The sequence below is a fragment of the Bradyrhizobium sp. WSM1253 genome (genome assembly GCF_000244935.1).
Lineage (GTDB): Bacteria > Pseudomonadota > Alphaproteobacteria > Rhizobiales > Xanthobacteraceae > Bradyrhizobium > Bradyrhizobium canariense.
In genome coordinates, this window is record NZ_JH600073.1 from 6,479,561 (window position 1) to 6,496,252 (window position 16,692).

Here is a 16,692-nt window from a genome sequence, read left to right on the forward strand (position 1 = left end):
AGTGCTGCCTAAAGCATGGGTCAGGGGGCGCTATGGCCAGGATCAGGGTGGGACTCGTCGGCTGCGGCTTCGTGTCGGAGCTGCATATGTATGCGTTCCGGCGCGTCTACGGCGTGGATGTCGAGGTCGCGGCGGTCGCTGCGCGCGGCGACCACGTCGTCGAATTTGCACACCGCCACCAGATCCCACGGGTCCATCGCAGCTTCGCCGAGCTGATCGCGGACGGCGAGCTCGATGTCATCGACATCTGCACGCCGCCCAATCTTCATGCGGGGATGATCGTCGCCGCCATGCAGGCCGGCAAGCATGTCATCTGCGAAAAGCCGTTCGCCGGCTATTTCGGCCGCGACGGCGACCGGCAGCCGATCGGCAAGCACGTGCCGAAGGCGCTGATGTATGAGCGCGTGCTGGAAGAGATGGGCGCCACGCGTGCCGCGATCGAGCGCACCGGAAAGCTCTTCATGTATGCCGAGGACTGGATCTACGCACCCGCAGTGACCAAGACCGCGGAGATCATCAAGGCGACGAAAGACAAAATCCTGTTCATGAAGGGCGAGGAGAGCCATTCCGGCTCGCATGCGGTCCATGCCGCGCAATGGGCGATGACCGGCGGCGGCTCGCTGATCCGAATGGGCTGCCATCCGCTCTCCGCCGTGCTGTATCTCAAGCAGGTCGAGGCCAAGGCGCGCGGTGAAACCATCCGCGTCGCCAGCGTCAGTGGCGATGTCGGCAATGTCACGGCCGTCCTCAAGCCGGAGGAGCGTACTTACATCAAGGCCAATCCTGTTGACGTCGAGGATTGGGGCACGCTGACCGCGACATTTTCGGACGGCACCAAGGCCACCGTGTTCTCCGGCGACATGATCATGGGCGGCGTGCGCAATCTGATCGAGACCTACACGTCAGGCGGCTCGCTGTTTGCCAATATCACGCCGAACAATCATCTGATGAGCTACCAAACCTCCGAGGAGAAGCTCGCCTCGGTCTACATCACCGAGAAGGTCGACCGCAAAACCGGCTGGCAATATGTCTGCCTCGAGGAGGAGTGGACCCGCGGCTATCTCCAGGAGATCCAGGACTTCATGGAATGCGCCGCGACGGGACGCCAGCCGCTGTCGGACCTGGCGCTGGCATATGAGACGATCAAGGTGAACTACGCGGGCTATTGGGCGGCGGAGGAGGGACGGCGGGTGATGTTGTAGAGCCGCGGTGAACTCACTGACCCAGCCGCAGGCACGCTGCTAATCCTTCTCCCCTTGCGGGAGAAGGTGGCGCGAAGCGCCGGATGAGGGGTTCTATCCGCAAACGCAGCTGCAAGAGGATAGCTCGCGGAGACAACCCCTCACCCGTCTCGCCGCTTCGCGGCGAGCCACCCTCTCCCGCAAGGGAGAGGGACGCACCGTCTGCGCGGCTTGAACCTACGTCCCGTAGGTCGATCCCTTCGGCAGCGGAAACACCGGGTCCCGCGTCCTGATGTTCGTCGGCCACACCACCGAGATGTGCTCGCCGGCATTTTGCATCACGACCGGGGTCGAGCGCTCGTTCTGGCCGGAGAGCGGCGTGCCCGGCGGGAAGAATTTCACGCCATAGCCCTGGATGGTGCCGCCGGCGGGAATGTCGACGTCGAGCGCGGCCTTGCGAATGGCCTCGGGCTCGAAGCTGCCGTACTTCTCCTTGGCGACCGGCAGCACGTTGTTGAGCAGGATCCAGGTCTGGTTGAAACCCATCGAGCAATGCGGCGGCACGTCGGTGGCGCCGGTCTTGGCCTGGTAGCGCGTGACCATGGTCTTGGTCAGATCGCCGATTCCAGGCGCAAGCTTGGCTGGATCGAGCAGTTGCGCGGGCACCGGATCGATGTTGCAGAAATTATCGATGTCGGGGCCGAAGGTCGCGCGCAGCTTGTCGAGCTGGCTGTAGCCGGCGCCCGCGCCGAACAGCATCTTGAACCGAAGGCCGCTCTCGCGGGCCTGACGCAGGAACAGGGTGATGTCGGGGTTGTAGCCGGCATGCGAGATCACATCGACCTTGGCGCGCTTGAGCTTGGTCACAAGCACCGACAGATCAGGGGCGGAAGCCGAATAGCCCTCGCGCATCACGACCTGGATGCCCGCCTGCTTGGCATAGGCCTCGTCCGCCGCCGCGACGCCGACGCCATAAGGGCCGTCCTCGTGAATCAGCGCAACCTTGACGTCCTTCGGGTCCATGCCGAGCTTGCCTTGCGCGTGCTCGGCGACGAAGCCTGCGAAGGCCTGGCCGTACTGATCGGAATGGATCTGCGCGCGAAACACATATTGCAGGTTCTTGTCCTTGAACACGGCGGTCGAGACCGCGGTCGTGATCCAGAGGATCTTCTTCTGCTGCTCGACCTTCGCGGCCATCGGCACCGCATGCGCGCTGGAATAGACGCCGTTGATGATGTCGATCTTCTCCTGGCTGATCAGCCGCTCGGCCTCGTTGATCGCGACGTCGGCCTTGCTCTGCGAGTCCGCCGCGACCGGCACGATCTTGGTCTTGCCGCCGATGCCGCCCTTTTCGTTGACGAGGTCGATGGCGATCTGTGCGCCGACCGACGAGGCGACCGAGCCGCCGGCGGCGAACGGACCGGTGAGGTCGTAGATCAGGCCGATGCGCAAATTCTCGGCTTGCGCCTGGGCGCGTGTCCAATCGAGGCTGAGTGCGGCGGCGGCAGCCGCCGAGCTCTTCAGCAGCTGCCTGCGTGAAGTCGGCATCCTATCCTCCCTCAAAACCGTTTTATGATTTGGTCTTGTTATTCTTTTTCGAATTATGGGGAGCGGGGCGGCGGAAAGTCAACATCACCCAAGGTCGATAGGCGGTGCGCCGCACAACGCATCTGCGAAAGACAAAGAAAAGCCCACCGCTCCCGCGGAGCGATGGGTTCGACGTCAGAGCGGGCCGGTTACTGCGACAGCTTCACGAAGCTCGGAAACTTCAGCTTGCCGTCCGCGATCTTCTCGGGCCAGACCACGACCTGCTTGGAGTCCTGCCACTGGAAGACCAGACCCGAAACGGTCGTCGGACCGGACTTGATGCCGTGGGTAAACTCGTCGTCCTTGCCGTAGAACTGGATGCGGCCGATCGTGCCCTCGTAGTCGGTCTTTTCGAGTTCAGTGACCATCTTGTCGGGATCGGTCGAGCCCGCGCGCTTGATCGCCTCCGTGATGAAGTAGACCTCGTCATAGGCGGTGTAGCCGGTATAGGCCGGCGGCGAGCCGAACTTGGCCTTGAAGGCGGCCGCGAACGGCTTCGTCTTGGAGGTCACGGCGACATCGGGCGTTGCGACCGCCAGCGACGGGACGCCGTCGGCGGCGCCATTGGTGTCCTTCCAGAAGGTCGGGCTCAGCGCCTGCGCGCTGATACCGAACATCGGGATCGGCACCTGCTGGTTCTTCCACTGCACCGTCGGCTGCACGCCGACATGCGAGATGCCGGTGACGATCACGTCCGGCTTCTTGGCCTCGATATTGTTGAAGATCGGCGTGAAGTCGGTGGTATCAGGCGAGAACCGCACGTGCTCGACGACCTTGAGGCCCGCTTTCGGGAGACAAGCCTCGTAGCCGACGTCGAGCGGCTTGGTCCAGGCGGCGTCCTCGCTCATGATCGCGACCGTCTTGAACTTGAGCTTGTCGACCAGGAGATCCTTGGCGGCGTCGCAGACGAGCTGGGCTTGCGCGGCCGAGGTCAGATAGCCGTGGAAGGTGTACTTGTTCTTCTCGTAGTCGTTGTGGATCGCCTTGGTGATCTCGTTCGAGGCCGCGCCGGGCGTGATCAGCGGCATCTTCAGCCGCGCCGCCCAGGGTTCGAGCGCGAGAACGACTTCGCTGATATAGCTTGCGATCACGGCAGAGACCTTGTCCTCGCTCACCGCGCGCTGGAACGCACGCACCGAGTCCGCCGAGGAGCTCTTGTTGTCGTAGGTCACGATCTCGATCTTGCGGCCGAGAATGCCACCCTTGGCGTTGATCTCGTCGGCAGCGATCTGCGCGCCGCCGGGCGTCGCGGCCCCCGCGATCGACTGCACTTCGGCGATGACGCCGATCTTGATCGGGTCGTTCGACTGCGCGTAGGCGGGAGCGGCGAGGCACAGCGCCAGCGCGGAAGCGAGGAGGAAGCTGCTGCTCAAATTCGGGGATGGTCGCATGGTCGTTTTTCCCTTTGCTTGTTTTGTTGTTGGTATGGGCGAATCAGAGAAAATCGGCGCCAGCCTCCGCGGCGAAGCGGCCGGGATCGCCCTCCCAGACGATCCTTGCATGCTCGAGCACATAGACGCGGTCGGCATGTGGAAGCGCGAAGGTCACGTTCTGCTCGCCGAGCAGCACCGTGATCGACGTCGTCTGCCGCAGCCTCGTGAGGGCCTTGGACAAGAGTTCGAGGACGACGGGGGCGAGGCCCAGCGTCGGCTCGTCCAGGATCAGGATCTGCGGCTGCATCATCAGCGCGCGGCCGATCGCAAGCATCTGCTGCTCGCCGCCGGACAGCGTTTGCGCCATCTGGCCCTGACGCTCTTTCAGGATCGGGAACAGCTCGAACAGCCAGGCCAGCTGTGCCGCGCGCTTGTCGTCGGCCAGATGTTGCCCCCCGAGATCGAGGTTTTCCCGCACGCTCATCTCGCCGAACAGCTCGCGCGATTCCGGGCACTGCACGAGGCCGCTGCGGGCGATTTTCGCTGGGCTCGTGCCGCGCAGCTTCTCGCCGTTGCGTACGATCTCACCGGTATAGGGCAGGAAGCCAGAGATGGTGTTGAACAATGTGGTCTTGCCGGCGCCGTTGAGGCCGACGATCGAGACGAACTCGCCCTCGTGGACGTGGATCGAGACGTTCTCCAGCGCCTGCGCCTTGCCGTAGAACACGCTGACATTCTCGACCTGGAGCAGCGGCACCTTGTCCTTGAAGCTGGTCTCGGGCCGCGCATGGGTCTCGATGGCGCCGCCGAGATAGACCCGCCGCACCGTCTCGTTCTTCATGACGTCATCGGCCTTGCCGGTGACGATCTCCTCGCCGAGATACATCGCGAGCACGCGGTCGACCAGCGCCGCGACGCTCTTGACGTTGTGGTCGACCAGCATCACCGCGCGGCCCTCGTCGCGAAAACTGCGGATCAGGTCGGAGAAGATTTCAACCTCGGCCCGCGTCAGCCCCGCAAAGGGCTCGTCCACCAGCACCACCTTCGGATCGCGCGCGATCGCCTTGGCCAGCTCGAGCCGGCGCAGGTCGGCGAAGGGCAGCGTCGGCGGGCGGCGGTTCATCACGTTGCCGAGTCCGACGCGGTCCGCGATCCATTTGGCACGCTCGACCAGCGCCTTGTCCGGAAACAGCATGAACAGGCTGTCCGGCAGCAGCGCGACCATGATGTTCTCCAGCACGGTCTGCCGGTTCAGCGGCCGCGAATGCTGGAACACCATGCCAAAGCCTTTGCGCGCGATCTTGTGCGCGGGAAGGCCGGCAACGTCCTCGCCCTCGAAGATCACCTCGCCTGATGTCGGGCGCTCGATGCCCATCACGCTCTTCATCGCGGTCGACTTGCCCGAGCCGTTCGGCCCGATCAGGCCAAAAATCTCGCCGCTATTGACCTCGAAGCCGAGGTTCTTCACCGCCGTCAACCCGCCGAAGCGCTTGGTCAGGCCGCGGACTTCGAGCACGGCCCTGTTTGAAGTTCGCATATCCATCACGAGCGCGCCTCACGCGAGAGGGCCGCTCCGAGGAAGCCGCCGGGGAAGAACAGCACGACGAGGAGCGCGACCGCCGAGACGATGAAGGTTGCGAGCTCGCCGGTGGGGCGCAGGAATTCGCCGGCGACGATCAGGAAGATCGCGCCCAGCGCCGCACCGAGCACGGTGCGGCGGCCGCCGAGCACGGCCGAGACGATCACGTTGACGCCGACCGCGACGTCGACCACGGTGCCGACCGAGGCGGTGCCGAAATAGAACACCAGCAGCGCGCCTGATAACCCCGAGAAGAACGCGCTGACGATGAAGGCGGCGAGCTTGTGCTTGACGATGTTGAAGCCGAGCGCACCGGCCTGCACCGGGTCCTGGCCGCTGGCTTGCAGCACCAGGCCAACAGGCGATTGCGAGAGGCCATAGAGGATCGCCGCCGAGATCGTCATGAAGCCGAGCGCAATCCAGTAATTGACACCGGCGTTAATGGAGATGACGTCGGGAATGGTCAGGCCGATCTCGCCGCCGGTCAGGTCGGCAAACACCACGATGAAATTCTGCAGCATCAGCACCGCGACCAGCGTGGTCAGGCCGAAATACGGTCCGCGCACCCGCAGCGCCGGCAGCGCCAGCACGAGGCCGGCGATGACGGAGGCGAGCGCACCGAGCACGATGCAAGCGTAAACCGACCAGCCGAACTGGGCATTCAGGATGCCGGCGGTGTAGGCGCCGACGCCGATCAGGAAGGTCGGGCCGAAATTGACCTCGCCGGCGAAGCCGAACAGCAGGTCCCACGCCATCGCGAACACGCCGAAGTAAGAGGCGACGGTGAGCAAGCCGAGCACATAGCCCGAGACATAAAGCGGCAGCGTGGCTGCGATCACCACCAGCGCGAGCGAGATGAAGAACAGGCGGGTCGTAAAGAAGCTGGCCATCTCAGCGCCTCCCCAGAAGGCCCTGGGGCCGTATGTACATCACGAACACGAGCAGCAGCAGCGCCGGAATGGTGCGGTAGGCCGGCGAGACCAGATAGGCCGTGAGCGTTTCGAGATAACCGACCACAAAGGCCGCGATCAGCGAGCCGGAGACGCTGCCGAGGCCGCCGAGCACGACGATCGAGAACGCGCTCGCGGTCAGCGGTCCGACGCTGTAGGAGCTGACGCCGAGGAACATTCCGAGCAGCACGCCGGCGATGCCGGCGAGAATGCCGTAGATCGCCCACACCACGACGTAGATGTTGGTGAGCTCGAGGCCGAGCAGGGTGACGCCGCGTGGGTTCATCGAGGCCGCGAGCACCGCCTTGCCGGTGCGGGTGCGGTTCACCAGGAGCCACAACAGCGCGATGACGAAGCAGCACACGATCGCGGTAAAGATCTCGTTGCTGGGCGTGCGTACGCCGAGGATCTCGACGACGCCCTCGACGATCGGCAATACGGTCTTGGCGTTGTTGGTGAAGAAATAAGCGATCACCTCCTGGATCATGATCCCCCACAGCAGCGTGCCGGTGAGGACGAAGATCTCCTTCTCTTCATTCGGGATGCGACGGGAGTCCTGGATCGGCTTCACCACCGCGAAATAGGTCGCAAAGGATGTGAGGAGGGCGACACCGACCCCGATCAGCGCGCCGGCATAGGTGCCGACATTCAGGATGCTGGCGGCGGCCCAGGCGGCTACCGCTGCGGCCACCATGATGGCCCCATGAGAGAGGTTGAGGACGCCGGACACGCCGAAGATCAGCGTGAAGCCGGTGGCTCCGAGAGCATAGAGAGCGCTGATGGCAAAGCCATCGATCAGAATCTGGAAAGCACGCATCTAAGGTTGGCAATCTGATTTATGAGAGACGATGTTGCTGGGGCAACGTGCGGGGGCCGCATGTGGAAGCTCCCGGGAGCTGGTCCCGGGAGCGTGTCCTGCTAGTTCGAGAGCTTGATGAAGCTCGGGAACTTGATGTCGACCTTGGCGACTTCCTTGGGCCAGACCGCGCTCTGCTTGCCGCCCTGCCATTGCAGCATCAGCCCGGTGATCAGGCCCTTGCCGTATTTGATCGAGTGCGTGAACGGATCGTCCTTGCCGTAGAACTGGACGCGGCCGATCGTACCTTCCCAGTCGGTCGTCTCAAGCGCGGCGACCAGCTTGTCGGCGTCGGTCGAGCCCGCGCGCTTCACCGCGTCGGCGATGTAGTAGACCTCGTCATAGGCGGTGTAGCCGGCATACGAGGGATAATTGCCGAACTTCTTCTTGAAGGCTTCGGCGAACGGCACCGATTTGGGCGTCACCGCGACGCCCGGGCCGGAGACGCCCTGGTAGAGCACGCCTTCGGCCGCCTGATTGGTGTCCTTGCCAAAAGTCTCGTTGGTGGCCTGCGAGGCGATGCCGAACATCGGGATCGGCACCTGCTGGTTCTTCCACTGCACCGTCGGCTGCACGCCGACGTGGGAGATGCCGGTGATGATCACGTCGGGCTTGGAGCCTTCGATCTTATTGAAGATCGGCGTGAAGTCGGTGGTATCGGGCGAGAAGCGGATGTGGTCGAGCACCTTCAGCCCGATCTTGGGCAGGCATTCCTCGTAGCCGATGTCGAGCGGCTTGGTCCAGGCGGCGTCCTCGCTCATGATGACGGCGGTCTTCATGTGCATCTTGTCGACCAGCAGGTCCTTGGCGCCGTCGCAGACGGAAAGCGCCAGCGCGGCGGAGGTCAAATAGCCGTGGAAGGTGTACTTGTTCTTCTCGTAGTCGGCATGCACGCTCTTGCTGATTTCGTTGGAGGCTGCACCGGGCGTGACGAACGGCGTCTTCAGCCGCGAGGCCCAGGGCTCCAGTGCCAGCACGACTTCGCTGATGTAGCTGGCGATGACCGCGTTGACTTTGTCCTCGTTTACCGCGCGCTGGAATGCGCGCACCGAATCTGCCGAGGACGAGTGATTGTCGTAAGAGACGATCTCGATCTTGCGGCCGTCGACGCCGCCATTGGCGTTGATCTCGTCGGCGGCGAGCTGTGCCGCCTGGGGGATGGAGGCGCCGGCAATCGCCTGCGCTTCCGCGATCACACCGATCTTGATCGGGTCGGCCGCAAGTGCCGCGCCTGACGTCATCAACACAGCGGCCGCGGCGGTACCGAGTGTTATCCGCAACGCAACAGAGAGCGGTTTCTTCATCTTGTTCTCTCCCTTAACAGGCCTCTTATGAGCCATTATGCGCGCGACTATACCGGCGGAGACATTCTCGGCAAGTGAAACCGCGTCCAGGATTGTGAGGCACGGACTAAAGTCTAGCGCTGCGCAAATAGCGGGCAGGAAAGCTGTCGGACCCGTTTCACGCGCAGGCATGCAGATTTCGTCGGTAGGCATGCGCAGCTATCGCAGGCGCACAGCAACCCGATCGCTGAATGGCGATGCCGTCGCGTCGGCTCAGCGCGCTTGCAGCAGCGACGGATCGAGCGGCGCGAGGCGGGCCGGATCGAATGCTGAGATGTCGACGTTGCGTGTCGCACCCTCCGCGATCAGTTGCGCCATGGCCTCGCCCGTGGCGGGCGCATTCAGGATGCCCCACACATTGTGCCCGGTCGCAACGTACAGACCTTCACTTTGCGGCACCTTGCCGATCAGCGGCAGGCCATCCTGTGTCACCGGCCGGAAGCAGGCTTGCCGCGCAATGATCCTCTCGGATCGGAACCGCGGCGACAGCCGCTCGGACATGGTTTGCAGGCGCGCGATCGCGTCGTGGTCCGGCGTCACGGCAGCCGGATCGAGCGGCAGCGGCGCGATGTCGGAGAGAGCGGTGATATGCGTGCTGCCGTCGGCGCGAGGAAAGACCTCGATCGATACGGCACTGCCATTCTCTTCAGACTCCAGGAACAGCGCATCGGTCGGCGCATCCGTGCCGGTGTCGTACACGATGCTCGGGCTGCGCTGGCCGTAGACGGCGGGCAGGCTCATCCATTGCGCGGCGAGCAGCGACCATGGTCCCATCGCGATCACGATGGCGTCCGCCTCGACGATGCGGCCGTCGACCTCGACGCCTGTCGCGGTCGTGCCATCTGCATCACGCATGATGCCGGTCACCTGGCCGGGACGAAACTCGGCGCCTTCCGCGAGCGCCGCGTTCATCACGGCTGAGGTGAATTTCTTGGGGTGAACGATCGCAGTGGACTCCATCGTGCCGATGCGCTGCGCGATGATGACGCCGTTGCTGAGCCAGCCGAGCGCGGACGGTGCATCCCGGCGCGGATGGCCATCGGCGGCAACGAAGCCGCTATAAGCGCTCATCGGGCGATAGCCCCAATCGCCTGCGATCTCGTCCGGCAGTTGCGCATGGATCGCGAAGCTCCGTCGCGCCAGCGCATCGAGCGGCGAGCCCTCGCACCAGTCGCGTGCGAGGAAGCCGCCCGCCTTGCCTGACGCCGCGGCCGCGACGTCCGCCCGCTCCACGACGACGACGTCGATGCCGCGGCGGCGGAGAAACCAGGCGGTGCAGGCGCCGATCACGCCGCCGCCGCAGATCACAACGCGCATGAATGCTCTCTTACACAATGAAATCCTTCGCATGGAGATCCGCGGTATGGACCCCCTCCAGCGTAATCGTATCGGTCGCCGTCAGGTGGATCACCGCATTTCCTGTGCTGTCATCGCTGATCAGGCTTTTTAGCGCCGCCCAGTCTGCGAAGCCGTAATCGTGCAAATTGATCACATCGTGCTCGCGCGCCGTGCTGCCGACAGCCTTGTTGCCCTGGTCGAAATCGTTGATCACGTCCAGGCCTGAACCTTTGTTGAAGACGAATCTGTCGTCGTTCGGTCCGCCCCAGAGCTGGTCATTTCCGCGACCGCCATTCAGCATGTCCTTGCCGCCCGTGATCGAGCCGGCCGTGAACGGAGCGTAGGTCTGTGCATCGCCATACAGCAGATCGTCGCGGCTGCTGCCGAGGAGGATATCATCTCCGCCGCGCGCATTGCCTGACATGTTCGAGGCATCCCCGACGAGCACGATGGACGTGGAGTCCGGGTTGCCGTCGACGGTAGCGATCAGGATATCGTTGCCGCCACGGGTATCGTCGCTCATGTAGCCGGCGTCTCCGACCAGAGACGCGCCTCCGGATTGGGCGGCGGCACCGACGGTGTAGATGAGGATGTCGTTGCCGCCGTGCGCATCGCCGCTCATGGAGACGAGGGCGTCGCCCGATATCGAAGCGCCGCCGTAACTGCCGACCTGGGTCACGCTGAGGATATCATTGCCGCCGCGCGCATGATCGCTCATGGAACTACCGGAGTCTCCGCAGAACGTGCCGGACGCTCTGTTTCCCATCGATGCAACGACGACATCATTGCCGCCCCTCGTGTCGGCCGACATGGCGGTTTCGGCGTCGCCAAAAACACCGAGGGTCGCGTAGATCGATGTCGATGCATCGACATGAAGTACATCGTTGCCGCCATGGGCGTCGCCGGACATCGCCTGCGCATCGCCGTCCAGGAACACGTAGTCCCCGAAGCCTGTGACGGTCGCAGCGAGCTGGTCGTTTCCGCCGTGAGAATGTCCTTGCAGGGTCTGGTCGTCCCCAACGAATATCAGGACCGCGTTGCTCCCATCGACGGTCGCGATCATCTTGTCGCTGCCGCCGCGGCCGTCGTTCGGCAGGCCCGGGTCCCCGAACTCAGTGACAAATTGCTGGTCCCCAACGCTGACGATGATGGTGTCGTTTGGCATACGGCGCATCGCGCAACTCCCGGTTCAAGTCGGACGCGAGAACGAAGAGCATCATGCCTTCGCACCGCGCTGCGGCTTTGCCGCGCGATTCAATCTTCGTTGGATTGATGGCGGAGATTTGCTCGGGGCGTAGCTTGATTGCGATCAGGGAACCGCGGGCGCCGGCGGTCCACGCCGACGCCCGTGCTTGCGATCGCGCGCGCGGGCTCAGCCCGGGCCTGCGCCTTGCGTGGCGGTATACACCGCGTAGAGCGATTGGCTCGCGGCCATGAACAGGCGATTGCGCTTGGGGCCGCCGAAGCAGATGTTGCCGCACACTTCGGGCAGCCGGATGCGGCCGAGCAGCTTGCCCTCCGGCGACCACGTCGTCACGCCGCTGTAGCCGACGGCCCGGCCGGCATTGCTGGAGGCCCAGACGTTGCCGTTGACGTCGCAGCGCACGCCGTCCGGCCCGCACTTCACGCCGTCGATCACGCACTCGCTGAATCGCTTCTGGTTCGACAGCTTGTTGTCGCCGCCGACGTCGAAGACGAAAATCTCATCCTTGCCGCCGGGACCGGTGTCGCCGGGTCCCTTGCCGGTTGATACGACGTAGAGCTTCTTGAAGTCCGGCGAGAAGCACAGCCCGTTCGGGTCGGGCACCTGCTCCTCGGTGACGACGAGGTCGACACGGCCGCTAGGGTCGATGCGATAGCAATTGGTCGGCAGCTCGCGCTTGCCTGGTGCAAAGCCGGCGGGCTGGCCAATCCGCGGATTGAGCTTGCCGCCGGAATTGCTCGGACCGCTCGGGGCGTCGGGCTCACCTTCGTAGAGCTGGCCGCCATAGGGCGGATCGGTGAACCAGTAGCTGCCGTCAGGATGGGCGACGACATCGTTCGGCGAGTTCAGCTTCTTGCCGTTGTAATTGTCGCAAAGCACGGTCGCGGTACCGTCATGTTCATAACGCGTCACCCGCCGGGTCAAATGTTCGCAGGAGAGTTGACGGCCCTGGAAGTCGAACGAGTTGCCGTTGGAATTATTGGACGGCGAGCGGAACACGCTGACGCGACCGTCGTCTTCGCTCCAGCGCATCTGCCTGTTGTTGGGAATGTCGCTCCAGAGCAGATAGCGGCCCTGTGCACTCCACGCCGGGCCTTCAGCCCACAGCAGGCCCGTATAGAGACGCTTGATCGCCGTGTTAGGCTGCGCGAGATCGTTGAAGGACGGATCGACCGCGATCACGTCGGGGTCCCAGAAATAGGTGGTCGGCGCGCCGTGGGGACCGAAATCGCGTGGCGGGGTGGTGATCGTCGTCGGCGGCGCGGCAGGTCCGGTCTGGGCCAGCGCGGAGCCGGCGCCGGCAAGAGTGGCGGCGCCGAGCGCAAGTCCCTGAACGAGCGTTCGTCGTGAAAGCGCAGCATCCTGGTCACGCTGCTTTTGGCGTGTCATCGCATCCTCCCGGTCATGTTCGGCTAGCCGGTTGATCCGGCCGAGCAGGGCAAGGTTAGTCCGGTCCGATGACGGTTGCGAGGGGGAGGTACGCATCCTCAGCGAGAGCGGGGCGGCAAAAGCGCTGCAACGTCGAACATGGAAACGACAAATTCATCCGGCGTGACGGGGTTTACCGGAATTGCCTGCGGGACATTGCCAAGCGGGGGAAATGTCAAGCCTTGACCTCCTGCGCGATGCTGGCAGAACGTTATTCGGGGGCGTAAGTCGGAGTTCACTGTGGTCGCTGTCGTCGTACTGGTTTTGCTGCTCGGGATTGCATTTGCGGCCGGCTATTTCACCCGCGACTACGTCTCCCGCAAAAGGCGAGCCGAGGCGCGTCGCTGGCGTGAGTACAGCGAGCCGGATTGGCTCAGTGCCAACGAGCCCGCCAACACCAACGAGATCGCGATCGCCGGCAGGGCTGCGCCGGTTGCCACCGGCGAGCTCGGTCAGATGCTGAACCGCTGGGAGAGCAGGGCTCGCGCCCGCCGTACGGCGTAGCTCGACGGTATCGCCTGGTCCAATCGGGCAGACACACCGGCACCGGGTCCTTCCACGCATCCGGCGGTGCGATCATGTCAGCCCTTCTGTCCATCTTTTGGCGTTGCAGTTGCGGCCATTTCTCGTCTAGAAACGGCGCATCGAGCCTCCCGGCAACCAACCGTCAACGGTTTTGACCGAGGATTTGAGGGCTCAAAAGGGTCTGGCAATGCTGATTCGCGGCCAAATCGATGGGATTTCGGGGGAGGTGGCTCTGGCCGCCGCCACGATCCCGGCCGCGCTGCTGCCCACTCTCCTGATTGGCGGGCTCCTTCTTACTTGCCCCTGAGGGCCGGCTGGGCGCCATGCGCCTGGGCGCTCAGGGGTTGGTCGAGATCACCGGACACCTCAAGCGCCCAGAAGACTGACGGCGCAAAAGCTCAAAAGGAATTTTCGAAATGGCCATCGTGAACAAGTCCGAGAAGGACCGCGTCATCATTTTCGACACCACCCTGCGCGACGGCGAGCAGTGCCCCGGCGCCACCATGACCTTCGAGGAGAAGCTCGAAGTCGCCGAGATGCTGGACGATATGGGCGTCGACGTCATCGAAGCCGGCTTCCCAATTACCTCAGAAGGCGACTTCCAGGCGGTCAGCGAGATCGCTCGCCGCTCCAAGAACGCCGTTATCGCCGGTCTGTCGCGTGCCCATCCGGCCGACATCGACCGCTGCGCAGAGGCGGTGAAATTCGCCAAGCGTGGCCGCGTCCACACCGTGATCGCGACGTCGCCGCTGCATATGCGGGTGAAGCTGAACAAGACCCCGGAACAGGTGCTCGAGACCTCGGTTGCCATGGTCGCGCGCGCCCGCAACCAGATCGACGACGTCGAATGGTCGGCCGAAGACGGCACTCGCAGCGAGATGGACTATCTGTGCCGCATCGTCGAAGCCGTCATCAAGGCTGGCGCCACCACGGTGAACATTCCCGATACCGTCGGCTACACCACGCCCGACGAATACACCCACTTCATGAAGACGCTGATCGAGCGCGTGCCGAACTCGGACAAGGCGGTGTTCTCCGTGCACTGCCATAACGACCTCGGCATGGCGGTGGCGAACTCGCTGGCCGGCGTCGTCGGCGGCGCGCGCCAAGTCGAGTGCACCATCAACGGCATCGGCGAGCGTGCCGGCAACGCCGCGCTGGAAGAGATCGTGATGGCGATCAACGTCCGCAACGACAAATTTCCGTTCTGGAACAAGATCGACACCACGCAGCTGACCCGCGCCTCGAAAGTGGTGTCGGCGGCGACCTCGTTCCCGGTGCAGTACAACAAGGCCATCGTCGGCCGCAACGCGTTCGCGCATGAGAGCGGCATCCACCAGGACGGCGTGCTGAAGGACGCTTCCACCTACGAGATCATGCGGCCCGAGATGGTCGGCCTCAAGCAGTCCTCGCTGGTGCTGGGCAAGCATTCCGGCCGCCATGCCTTCGTGCACAAACTGGAGGAGATGGGCTACAAGCTCGGTCCCAACCAGCTGGAAGACGCGTTCACACGGATGAAGGCATTGGCCGACCGCAAGAAGGACATCTACGACGAGGACATCGAGGCGCTGGTCGACGAGGAGATGGCGGCTTCGCACGATCGCATCAAGCTGACCTCGCTGACCGTGATCGCCGGCACCCATGGCCCGCAGCGCGCGACCATGAAGCTCGACGTCGACGGCCAGATCAAGATCGAGGAGGCCGAGGGCAACGGTCCGGTTGACGCGGTGTTCAACTGCATCAAGCGCTTGGTGCCGCACGAAGCCAAGCTCGAGCTGTACCAGGTCCACGCAGTGACTCAGGGCACCGACGCGCAGGCCGAAGTCTCGGTGCGGCTGTCGCATGAGGGACGTGCGATGACCGCGCGCGCGGCGGATCCGGATACGCTGGTGGCCTCGGCAAAGGCCTATCTCGGCGCACTCAACAAAATCGTCATGAAGCGCCAGCGCGACACCGTGACGACCGCCGCCGCGAGCTGAGGTGGCGACCACCGCCTCTTCCGGAAGCGGGAGAGGCGGTGCTTGCGGCGTTCACCATGAATGGCTGCCCTGCTAACGGCCAATAGCAGTTGGTGATGTCGACCTGTATTGATGCTAACGGCATTGGCCACCCGTGCGCCGGGCGGCCCAAATAACAACAGGGAGAGATTATGCGCACCTTCGCGATCGCTGCGTCCATCGCGGTCCTGGCTCTTGGCTTGACCGGGCCGGCATCGGCCCAAGCGCCCATCATCATCAAGTTCAGCCACGTGGTGGCCACCGACACGCCGAAGGGCAAGGCGTCGGAGAAATTCAAGGAGCTCGCCGAGAAGTACACCGGCGGCAAGGTCAAGGTCGAGATCTACCCGAACTCGACGCTCTACAAGGACAAGGAAGAGCTCGAGGCGCTCCAGCTCGGCAGCGTCCAGATGCTGGCGCCGTCCAACTCCAAGTTCGGCCCGCTCGGCATCCGCGAGTTCGAGGTGTTCGATCTGCCCTACATCCTCCCCGATCTGAAGACGCTGCGGAAGGTGACGGAAGGTCCGCTCGGTGCCAGGTTGCTCAAGCTGCTCGAACCGAAGGGTATCACCGGCCTTGCCTATTGGGACAACGGCTTCAAGGAGATGAGCGCCAACAAGAAGCTGGTGACGCCGGCCGACTATCAGGGCGTCAAGTTCCGCATCCAGTCCTCGCGCGTGCTCCAGGCCCAGTTCAAGGCGCTCGGCTCGCTGCCGCAGGTGATGGCGTTCGGCGAAGTCTACCAGGCGCTCCAGACCGGCGTCGTCGACGGGCAGGAGAACACCTGGTCGAACATCTATACCCAGAAGATGCATGAGGTGCAGAAGTACATCACCGAGAGCAATCACGGCTACATCGGCTACGTCGTGATCGTGAACAAGAAGTTCTGGGACGATTTGCCGGCCGACATCCGCGACCAGCTGACGAAGGCGATGAAGGAAGCGACCGACTTCAACAATACGCAGTCGCAGAAGGAGAACGAGGACGCGCTCGCCGAGATCAGGAAGAGCGGCAAGAGCGAGATCATCAAGCTCACGCCGGAGCAGGATGAGGCGATGCGTAAGGCCATGGAGCCGGTCTACAAGGACGCCGCAGGCCGCATCGGCCAACCGTTGATCGACGAATTCCAGAAGGAAGCGAAGAGCACGACGAACTGATTTGAACGGATGATGAATGGGGCTTCCGGGTCGGACGCGGAAGCCCCTTTTGTTGCAAATGATTTCCGATTGCGACTGAACGAAAATTCAGGAGCGTTACATCTTCGAAAGAACGCGCTCCCTGTCCAAGTTGTAAGTTGCGCGTAAGCCGCGCTGCGCCCATCCTCACGACAT

13 protein-coding genes are annotated in these 16,692 nt (G+C 63.6%); 4 read left to right on the forward strand and 9 right to left on the reverse strand.

Annotation, left to right across the window (positions count from 1 at the left end; translation table 11 throughout):
- Positions 1-32 precede the first annotated feature (32 nt).
- Entirely contained in the window at positions 33-1,202 is a 1,170-nt protein-coding gene (locus BRA1253DRAFT_RS31565; protein ID WP_007601096.1) for a Gfo/Idh/MocA family protein, read from the forward strand.
- Positions 1,203-1,418: 216 nt separating this feature from the next.
- On the opposite strand, the gene BRA1253DRAFT_RS31570 is transcribed toward BRA1253DRAFT_RS31565, so the two are convergent.
- From BRA1253DRAFT_RS31570 to BRA1253DRAFT_RS31610, 9 genes are all read right to left on the reverse strand, one after another.
- Positions 1,419-2,729 carry an ABC transporter substrate-binding protein gene (locus tag BRA1253DRAFT_RS31570; RefSeq protein WP_007601097.1) on the reverse strand — a complete coding sequence of 437 codons (1,311 nt, stop codon included), beginning with the start codon at positions 2,727-2,729 and terminating at the stop codon, positions 1,419-1,421.
- A gap of 188 nt (positions 2,730-2,917) precedes the next feature.
- A complete protein-coding gene (locus BRA1253DRAFT_RS31575; protein ID WP_007601098.1) occupies positions 2,918-4,159 on the reverse strand; it encodes an ABC transporter substrate-binding protein in 1,242 nt (413 codons plus the stop codon).
- Positions 4,160-4,202: 43 nt separating this feature from the next.
- Positions 4,203-5,684, reverse strand: a complete 1,482-nt coding sequence (locus BRA1253DRAFT_RS31580; RefSeq protein ID WP_007601100.1) for an ATP-binding cassette domain-containing protein — start codon at positions 5,682-5,684, stop codon at positions 4,203-4,205.
- Entirely contained in the window at positions 5,684-6,610 is a 927-nt protein-coding gene (locus BRA1253DRAFT_RS31585; RefSeq protein WP_007601102.1) for a branched-chain amino acid ABC transporter permease, read from the reverse strand. Before BRA1253DRAFT_RS31585 ends, BRA1253DRAFT_RS31580 begins: the two co-directional genes overlap by 1 nt.
- Position 6,611: 1 nt before the next feature.
- Entirely contained in the window at positions 6,612-7,487 is an 876-nt protein-coding gene (locus BRA1253DRAFT_RS31590) for a branched-chain amino acid ABC transporter permease (RefSeq protein ID WP_007601104.1), read from the reverse strand.
- A gap of 101 nt (positions 7,488-7,588) precedes the next feature.
- Positions 7,589-8,830: an ABC transporter substrate-binding protein gene (locus BRA1253DRAFT_RS31595; RefSeq protein WP_007601105.1), complete on the reverse strand. Its 1,242-nt coding sequence runs from the start codon at positions 8,828-8,830 to the stop codon at positions 7,589-7,591.
- Positions 8,831-9,082: 252 nt separating this feature from the next.
- Entirely contained in the window at positions 9,083-10,186 is a 1,104-nt protein-coding gene (locus BRA1253DRAFT_RS31600; protein WP_007601107.1) for an FAD-binding oxidoreductase, read from the reverse strand.
- Between the two features lie 10 nt (positions 10,187-10,196).
- The gene (locus tag BRA1253DRAFT_RS31605) at positions 10,197-11,381 is read right to left on the reverse strand and encodes a calcium-binding protein (RefSeq protein WP_007601108.1); all 1,185 of its coding nucleotides are present in this window, start codon (positions 11,379-11,381) and stop codon (positions 10,197-10,199) included.
- Between the two features lie 198 nt (positions 11,382-11,579).
- Entirely contained in the window at positions 11,580-12,800 is a 1,221-nt protein-coding gene (locus tag BRA1253DRAFT_RS31610) for an SMP-30/gluconolactonase/LRE family protein (protein ID WP_007601110.1), read from the reverse strand.
- Between the two features lie 279 nt (positions 12,801-13,079).
- Here BRA1253DRAFT_RS31610 and BRA1253DRAFT_RS31615 point away from each other — a divergent pair, with 279 nt between their 5' ends.
- The 3 genes from BRA1253DRAFT_RS31615 (at position 13,080) to BRA1253DRAFT_RS31625 (ending at position 16,518) form a co-directional block, all read left to right on the forward strand.
- A complete protein-coding gene (locus BRA1253DRAFT_RS31615; protein WP_007601111.1) occupies positions 13,080-13,343 on the forward strand; it encodes a hypothetical protein in 264 nt (87 codons plus the stop codon).
- A gap of 437 nt (positions 13,344-13,780) precedes the next feature.
- Positions 13,781-15,343, forward strand: coding sequence for a 2-isopropylmalate synthase (locus BRA1253DRAFT_RS31620; protein ID WP_007601112.1), 1,563 nt, complete (start codon positions 13,781-13,783; stop codon positions 15,341-15,343).
- 170 nt (positions 15,344-15,513) lie between these two features.
- On the forward strand, positions 15,514-16,518 hold the full coding sequence (locus BRA1253DRAFT_RS31625; protein ID WP_007601113.1) for a TRAP transporter substrate-binding protein: 1,005 nt from the start codon (positions 15,514-15,516) through the stop codon (positions 16,516-16,518).
- The last annotated feature ends 174 nt before the right edge of the window (positions 16,519-16,692 follow it).